Origin of the sequence: Thiohalocapsa sp., assembly GCF_022340605.1 — a bacterium.
In the GTDB taxonomy this organism is placed as follows: Bacteria; Pseudomonadota; Gammaproteobacteria; order Chromatiales; family Chromatiaceae; genus Thiohalocapsa.
The window spans coordinates 1-7,689 of sequence record NZ_JAJDNQ010000149.1 but is presented as its reverse complement, the minus strand read 5'-3'; the positions used below and the strand labels follow the sequence as shown (position 1 = coordinate 7,689).

General features: G+C 70.6%; 5 protein-coding genes. 3 read left to right on the top strand and 2 right to left on the bottom strand.

Annotated features, from left to right (window positions below; genetic code table 11):
* Positions 1-428: 428 nt before the first annotated feature.
* Positions 429-2,954 (bottom strand): ATP-dependent helicase HrpB, encoded by a 2,526-nt coding sequence (gene hrpB, locus LJE69_RS18690; RefSeq protein WP_296927565.1) that lies wholly within the window; start codon positions 2,952-2,954, stop codon positions 429-431.
* Positions 2,955-3,026: 72 nt separating this feature from the next.
* Complete coding sequence (locus tag LJE69_RS18685; protein WP_296927564.1) at positions 3,027-3,968, bottom strand: transglycosylase SLT domain-containing protein; 942 nt, start codon at positions 3,966-3,968, stop codon at positions 3,027-3,029.
* Between the two features lie 361 nt (positions 3,969-4,329).
* Here LJE69_RS18685 and LJE69_RS18680 point away from each other — a divergent pair, with 361 nt between their 5' ends.
* The 3 genes from LJE69_RS18680 to LJE69_RS18670 all read left to right on the top strand — a co-directional run bounded on the left by LJE69_RS18680 (position 4,330) and on the right by LJE69_RS18670 (position 7,552).
* Positions 4,330-5,103, top strand: coding sequence for a methyltransferase domain-containing protein (locus LJE69_RS18680; protein WP_296927563.1), 774 nt, complete (start codon positions 4,330-4,332; stop codon positions 5,101-5,103).
* Positions 5,093-5,557 carry a ribonuclease HI gene (gene rnhA / locus LJE69_RS18675; protein ID WP_296927562.1) on the top strand — a complete coding sequence of 155 codons (465 nt, stop codon included), beginning with the start codon at positions 5,093-5,095 and terminating at the stop codon, positions 5,555-5,557. Before LJE69_RS18680 ends, rnhA begins: the two co-directional genes overlap by 11 nt.
* 603 nt (positions 5,558-6,160) lie before the next feature.
* Positions 6,161-7,552 carry an MFS transporter gene (locus LJE69_RS18670; protein WP_296927561.1) on the top strand — a complete coding sequence of 464 codons (1,392 nt, stop codon included), beginning with the start codon at positions 6,161-6,163 and terminating at the stop codon, positions 7,550-7,552.
* Positions 7,553-7,689 lie beyond the last annotated feature (137 nt).

Here is a 7,689-nt window from a genome sequence, read left to right as displayed (position 1 = left end):
TGCAGTTGCTTCAGCGCGCCGACCAAGCCCTCTATCAGGCCAAGCGCAATGGTCGCAACCGCATCATCGACGCCGATCCGCCCACCGACGGCGGCATGCCGCCGGGGCTCTGCTCGCAACTCGACGCGCCGGTGGCGAGTGAAGTCGGCGCCGGTGCCTGAGCAGCCGCAACGCGCCATCGCACGACGGTGCTCCCGCTAGAGCGATGCGGCTGTGGGAGCGGCGTCCGCGCCGCGATGGTGCGCTTGTATCGAGCGCGGAGGGCTGTGCAAGCGCCGTATCGCGCCGAAGACGGCGCTCCCACGACGGCCCTCTGGCTACGGCCGTGCGGCTGTGGGAGCGGCGTCCGCGCCGCGATGGTGCGCTTGTATCGAGCGCGGAGGGCTGTGCATGCATCGGCCGGGCGCCTCGCCGTGTGTCTGGCGCGATCACCCGAGATGCCGCTTGAGCCCACCCTTGACCGCCGGTGAGGCGGCGGGGTCCTCCGGCCAGTGGTGCTTCGGATAGCGGCCGCGCATCTCTTTGCGCACCTCTGCGTAGGCGCCACGCCAGAAGCCGGCGAGGTCGCGGGTCACCTGCAGCGGCCGGCCCGCGGGGGAGAGCAGGTGCAGGGTGAGCGGCTGGCGCCCATGCCAGATGGCCGGCGTCTCGGCCGCGCCGAAGAGCTCCTGGATGGGCGCCTTCAGTACGGGCTCTCCTGATCTGTCGGCGTAGTCGATGGGGCGCTCCGTCCCGGCGGGCGTGGCGAGCCTGCAAGGTGCGAGGCTGTCGAGGCGCGCTCCGCGGTCCCATCCGAGCAGGCCGCGGAAGACCGCCGGCAGGTCCAGTGCGCGAGCGTCCGCAAGCCGGGTCTTGCCGGCGAGCCACGGGCCGAGCCAATCCGGCAGGGCGGCTGCCAGCGCCGCGTCGGACAGGTCCGGCCAGTCGCCGTCGGGCTCCAGCCGCCGCGCCAGTGCGACCCGGGCCTGGAGCTGGCGCGCCGCCGGCGTCCAGTTCAGTGCCGCTGGCAGATCCTTCGCCACTGACGCCAGCAGCAGGCCCAACGCGGCCGACTCGTCTTCGATGGCGGCGGGTCGGGTGCTCAGTACCAGGGCGCCGAGGCGAGTCTCGCTGCGGGCGGTGACGGCGGCGCGGGCCTGGTCCCATGCGAGCATCTGACGGGTCTCGATGCGATTGTCGAAGAGGCTTTCCAGCTCTGCCTGGCTGGTGGCCAGCGCGGTGCGGATGCGGTGGTCGCCCGCCGCCACATCGAGGTCGGCGATGACGATGTAGGGGGCCGCGGCCAGCGGGTCGTCCGGCGGCAGCGCCGCACCTGCACCGGACGCGAGCAGGAAACGGCCGTCGCGCCCGCGGTTCTGACCGATGCGGTCCGGGTATGCGAGCGCCAGCACGCCGGGGGCGTAGGTGGGCGCGGTGTCGCTGCCGCCGGCCTCCTTCGGCAGCAGGTGCCGGAGTTGCTCCGCGGCGCGGGCGACTGCGGCAAGGCGCCGTGGGTCGAAGCCCGTGGTCGCCTGCCGGCCCGCGCGTTCCCGATGCGCCGCCAGCGCCGCAAGCCTCGGTTGGAGGTCCACCGGCCGTGGCAGACCATCGCCACCGCTCCACGGGTCGCGCTCGGAGAGCAGCGCCGCGAGGTCGCACGCCAGCGCGCGCGCCGGCGTTGGAGCGCGGCAGAGCATGGCCGCGAGTCTGGGATGCGCCGGCAGCGCGGCCATGCGCCTCCCGAGCGGCGCAATGGTGCCGGTGGCGTCCAGCGCGCCCAAGTCCTTGAGCAATGCGATGCCGCGAGACCAAGCGGGTGCCGGCGGCGGGTCCAGCCATTTGACGGCATTGGGGTCTGACACCCCCCAGAGGGCGAGCTCCAGCATCAATGGGGCCAGATCGGCGTCCAGTATTTCCGCCGGCCGCTGGGCGGGGCGGCAGCGGTGCTCGGCCCCGGTCCAGAGCCGGATGCAGTGGCCCGGACCGAGGCGGCCGGCGCGGCCGGCGCGCTGCTCGGCGGATGCACGTGCGATGGGCTGGGTCACGAGCCGCGTCATGCCGGGACCGGCCTCGAAGCGGGGCTTGCGGGTGAGGCCCGTGTCCACTACCACGCCGATGCCTTCAATGGTGAGCGAGGTCTCGGCGAGGTCCGTAGCCAGCACCACCCGCCTTGGCCCATCGGGTACGGGGCGTAGGGCTCGCTCCTGCTCGGCCAGCGACAGGCTGCCGTGCAGCGGCAGCACCTGAATGCCCGGCAGCTCGCCGAGGGCTGTGGCTACGCGGTTGATCTCGCCGACGCCGGGCAGGAAGGCGAGGATGTCGCCCGCGTGCTCGGCGAGCGCGGCGCGGATGGCGGGCGCGACGGCGGCGACGGCGTCCCGCGGTGTGCGCTCCAGGTGGCGGATGTGCACCGGATGGCCGCGGCCGACGCCCTCAACGACGGGGACAGGGGGACCGTCACCGCCGAGCAGCGCGGCGATGCCGGCGGCATCCAGGGTCGCCGACATCACCAGGATGCGCAGGTCTTCGCGCAGCGCGGCGGCGTCCAGCGCCAGCGCGAGGCCGAGGTCGGCGTTGAGGCTGCGCTCGTGGAACTCGTCGAAGATCAGGAGCCCGACACCCGCAAGCTCAGGGTCGGACTGGATGCGGCGGGTGAGTATGCCTTCCGTGAGGACCTGGATGCGGGTGCGTGGTCCGATGCGCCGCTCGAAGCGCACCTGGTGGCCGACGCGCTCGCCGACCGCCTCACCGAGCACCGCCGCCATGCGCGCGGCGGCCATGCGCGCGGCCGGGCGGCGCGGCTCCAGCATCAGCATGGTCTGGCCCACGAGCCAGGGCGCGTCCAGCAACGCCAGCGGCACGCGGGTGGTCTTGCCGGAGCCGGTGGGGGCGGTGAGCACGGCGTGGCCGGCCGCCAGCGCATGCAGCAGCCGCGGCATTGCCGGGTCGATGGGCAGCGGCGCCCCGGCGGGCATTGGGGCGGCCTCGATCGCGGCGCGGGTTGAAGCAGAGGCCAAGCGGGGGCACCCCGCGGTGCGCGCGGGGGCTCAGCTGTTGCCGCTGCGCGCGAGCGAGCTGTCGGCGATGCTCGGCCGCCCGAGCTTGCCGGCCTTCGACAGTGCCTTGCGCAGATCGTCGCCCTTGCCGACGGGCACCAGCACACGGTGCGGCCCGGCGGCCGGCGTGCGGCCGAGCTTGAGGCCGGGGTTCAGCGCGCGCAACTGCGCCACGGATACGCCGCTGTGGCGGGCGATCTCCGTGAGGCTCATCGGCGTGTTGGCGTAGACCACTTCCAGCGCCGGGGCGTTCGGCAGCTTGGGCAGGCGTTGGCCGTAGCGCTCCGGGCTGTCGACCAGTTCCAGCACCGCCAGCAGCTTGGGCACGTAGTTCCTGGTCTCGGCGGGCAGGGTGGTGAGCGACCAGAAGTCCCTGGTGCCGTTGGCGCGCATGGCCCGGCGTACGCGGGCCGGACCGCAGTTGTAGGAGGCCAGCGTCAGCGCCCAGTCGCCACCCATCTCCGCGTTCAGCTCCCTGAGGTAACGGATGGCACCGCGGGTGGAGGCGAGGATGTCGTTGCGGCCGTCGTAGCTGCCGTTCTGGGTGAGGCCCATCTGGCGGCCGGTGTAGGGCATGAACTGCCACATGCCGGAGGCGGCCTTCGGCGAGATGGCGCGGGGGTTGTAGCGGCTCTCGATCTCCGGCAGCAGGGCCAGCGCGGTCGGCATGCGGGCGCGCTCCAGTTCCTCGACGATCAGGTGCAGGTAGGGACGCGCGCGGCGGTTGAGGTCGGTAAGATACGTGGGATTGGTGGCCATGCCGGCCGCCATGCGGTCAACCCGGGCGTGGTGGCGGATGCCCAGGCTCGGTCCGCGGCGCACCCGCTCCCAGAGGTTGTCGGCGTTACGACCGGCGTACGCGCCGCGGCCACCGCGGCCGACCATCTGGACATCGGCGGCGGGGCGGACATAGCCGTATTCTCGGGCGGACACGGAATAGGGCTGGACGCCGCTCAGCCGCTCTGACCCGGGATCGGAGGCGCAGCCGGGGAGCAGGCAGGCGAGTGCCGGCAGCAGCAACAGCAGCAGAGGCAGTGGTGCGCGGCGGAGGAGACGTGTGCGCGCTGTTGACGCGGCGACGGCGATTCCGTTGGCTTGAATTGGTCCGAGCATGGCGAATACTTGAGCGTATTGAGAGGTTAGTTTTCTTAGTTATTGTTTTTCCGCGAGCGCGAGTGTACGGGATTACCCTAGTAAAAGCCATGCCTACAAACGCCATTGGGGTACCGGTCGTCCTGTGCGTCCACCGGTCGTCGATTGGACCGCATGTCCGGTCTGCCAGCGAGGGTGCTGAATGAGACCCTGTACGCCGCAAGAGGCCGATCCGCTGACCAAGCTCGGCCACTGGTATCGGACGCCTGTCGGGCGCTACGTGGCGCACGCGGAGGCGATCTGTCTGGAGCGCCTGCTCGCCGACGCCTTCGGGCACTACCTGATTCAGTTCGGTGCCCAGACCCAATTCGTGGACGCCATCGCCACCTGCCGCATTCGCCAGCGCGTGGTGCTGGGGCAGGGCGTCGATGCCGACGTTGTCGATGGCGCCGGCATACGCGCATTGCCGTTCGAGCTGCCGCTGGAGACCGCCAGTGTCGACGTCGTGCTGTTGCCTCATACGCTGGATTTCTGTGCCGAGGTGCCGCGTATGCTGCGCGAGGTGGACCGCGTGCTGATTCCCGAGGGTCGGTTGATCCTGTTCTGCTTCAATCCGCTCAGCACCTGGGGCCTGATGCGGTGGTGGCCGCGGCTCCGGCAGCGGCGGCGTGTGCCCTGGTGCGGCACGCAGCTCACGCCATTTCGCATCGGCGATTGGCTCAAGCTGCTGGGGTTCACACAGGAGACGCGCGAGATGCTGGTGTTCCGCCCGCCACTGCGCCGGGCGCTGGCCCACCAGTTGGACTGGCTGGAGCTGGCCGGCCGGCGCTGGTGGCCGATGTTGGGTGGGGTCTTTGCGGTGCGGGCGGTCAAGCGGGTGCCGGCACGCACGCCGCTGCGTCCGGCCTGGACGACGCCGCCCCTGCTGCCGGGCCGGCCGGTCGAGCCGACCGTGAGGCGCGCCCGTGGCGAGTGATGGCGGCGGCAACGGCGGCGCGCGCGCGGTGGAGATCTACACCGACGGCGCCTGCAAGGGTAATCCGGGGCCGGGCGGCTGGGGGGTGCTGCTGCGCTGGGGCGGCCACGAGAAGGAACTCTGCGGTGGCGAGCCCCACACCACCAACAACCGCATGGAGTTGATGGCCGTGATCCAGGCGCTGGAGGCACTGACGCGGCCGTCGGACGTGATCCTGAGCGTGGACTCGCGCTACGTGCGCGATGGCGTCGAGCGCTGGATGCCACGCTGGAAGCGCAACGGTTGGCAGACCCGGGAGCGCACGCCGGTCAAGAACCAGGACCTCTGGGAGCGGTTGGATCAGGCCGTGGCGCGCCACCGCGTGCGCTGGCAATGGGTCAAGGGCCACAGCGGGCATCCGGACAATGAGCGTGCCGACCGGCTGGCCAATCGCGGCATTCCGCCGCGGCGATAGTGCAGCCTTCCTCCTAAACGTCGTCGTCGTCGTCGTTGTCGTTGTCGTCGAGCGTCCGACCACGACCACGACCACGACCACGACCACGAGCAGAGGCTTCGACCAGGTTCCTCGGCTTCGGCCCAACCCGGGTTGGCGGCCTGCAAAATTGGCTGAGACGGGCTGCCAGGGATCTCACCAGTTATGGCGGCGACTGGTCTACTGCGGCATGGCTAGCCTGCAGGGACTGGAATTTTGTTACTACGAAGTGTACGACTTTCAGAGTCTCACAGTGTTTTTCACCTTCAGTGGCAATGGCTAAACACTCCCTGTGTGGGATCGACATCGATCCCGCCCCTGTTTGGGATCGACATCTATCCCGATCCCGATCCCGATCCCGATCCCGATCCCGATTTCGATTTCGCGCCGGCCACCCGCGGTGACTCGCATTTCGACTCGGTCGTGCGTGTGTGGCCGTGCTACTGCTGAACGGCTCGTAACAGAGCGGCGTAGCGAAGAGCTGATAACATACTAGCCCGCTGCGGGATGTCCCCGCGCCCGGTCCCCCGCGCCGGTTGCGGCCATCGGCATCCTGATCTTTCCATCCACATCGAGGTGCCCAAGTTGTCCCAGTCCGATCCCGGCCATTCCGCGATCCCGCCCCTGAGCTCCCAGGAACGCCGCGCGGCGGCCGGCCTGGCCTCCATCTTCGCGCTGCGAATGCTCGGGCTGTTCATGATCCTGCCGGTGTTCGCGCTGTATGCGCACGACCTCGCCGGCGCGACGCCGTTGCTGGTGGGGCTTGCCATTGGTGCCTATGGCCTGACGCAGGCGCTGTTGCAGATCCCGTTCGGGCTGTTGTCGGACCGCATCGGCCGCAAGCCGGTGATCTACGTCGGACTGGTGCTGTTTGCACTGGGCAGCGTCATCGCCGCCACCGCCGGGTCCATTCATTGGGTCATCGTGGGCCGCGCCCTGCAGGGCAGTGGCGCGGTGGCCGCGGCTATCACCGCGCTCACGGCGGACCTGACCCGCGAGTCGGTGCGCACCCGGGCCATGGCCGCCATCGGCATCAGCGTGGCGCTGTCCTTCGCCGCGGCCTTGGTGCTGGGGCCGGTGCTCGGGGAACTGATCGGGGTATCCGGCATTTTCTGGCTCACGGGTGGCTTCGCGCTGCTCGGTATGGCGCTGCTGGCCTGGGTGGTGCCGTCGCCATCGAGCTCGGCGACCCACCGCGACGCCCAGCCGGTGCTCGGCCAGATCGGCGGCGTGCTGCGCAATGGCAGCCTGTTGCGCCTGGATGCCGGCATTTTCCTGCTCCACCTGACCATGGTGAGCCTGTTCGTGGTGTTGCCGCTGTCGCTCATCGACGCGGGGTTGCCGGCCGCACGGCACTGGCTGGTGTATCTGCCGGTGGTGCTGGCGGCCATCGTGCTGATGGTGCCCTTCATCATCGCCGCGGAGCGCGGCGGGCAGGTGCGGATCGTGCTGGTGGGCTCGGCGGCGGCGCTGATCGCGGCGCTGCTGGGCTTTGCGCTGCTGCACACCTCGTTGTGGGGGCTGGCGCTGATGCTGACCGTGATGTTTACGGTCTTCAACCTGCTGGAGGCGGTCCTGCCGTCGCTGGTCTCCAAGGTGGCCGGCGCCGGCGCCAAGGGCACGGCCATGGGGGTCTTCTCCAGCTCGCAGTTCATCGGCGCCTTCCTCGGCGGTGTGCTGGGCGGCCTGGCGCACGAGCGCTTCGGCCCGGAAGCGGTCTATCTGGTGGGCGCCGGCGCGGCCACCCTGTGGCTGCTGGTGGCGGCGACCCTGCGGACGCCGGGGCAGCTCGCGGCGCACATGCTGCCGGTCGGCGAGTTGCCGGCGGCGGCGCTGCCGGGGCTGCGTGAGCGATTGCTGGCTGTGCCGGGCGTGGAGGAGGCCGTGATCGCGGTGGATGAGGGCGTGGCCCACCTGAAGGTGGACAATGGTCGCGTGGATTGGGCAAGATTAGATGCTGCCGCGACGGGGGCCTGACCCATCCCCATGGTCGGACCGGTCGGCGGTGACAGGCGTGCGGGTGCGGGTCGCACGCATCAGCATCTGTCCAGCAGACCCAGAGCGGGGAACCCACGGAGACGCGCATGGCCGGTGGCGGCATCAACAAGGTGATC

Coding starts and splice junctions, on each gene's coding strand:
- hrpB (WP_296927565.1), bottom strand. CDS start 2,954: ATGCCCGCCGGGGCGCCGCTGCCCATCGACCCGGCAATGCCGCGGCTG.
- LJE69_RS18680 (WP_296927563.1), top strand. CDS start 4,330: ATGAGACCCTGTACGCCGCAAGAGGCCGATCCGCTGACCAAGCTCGGC.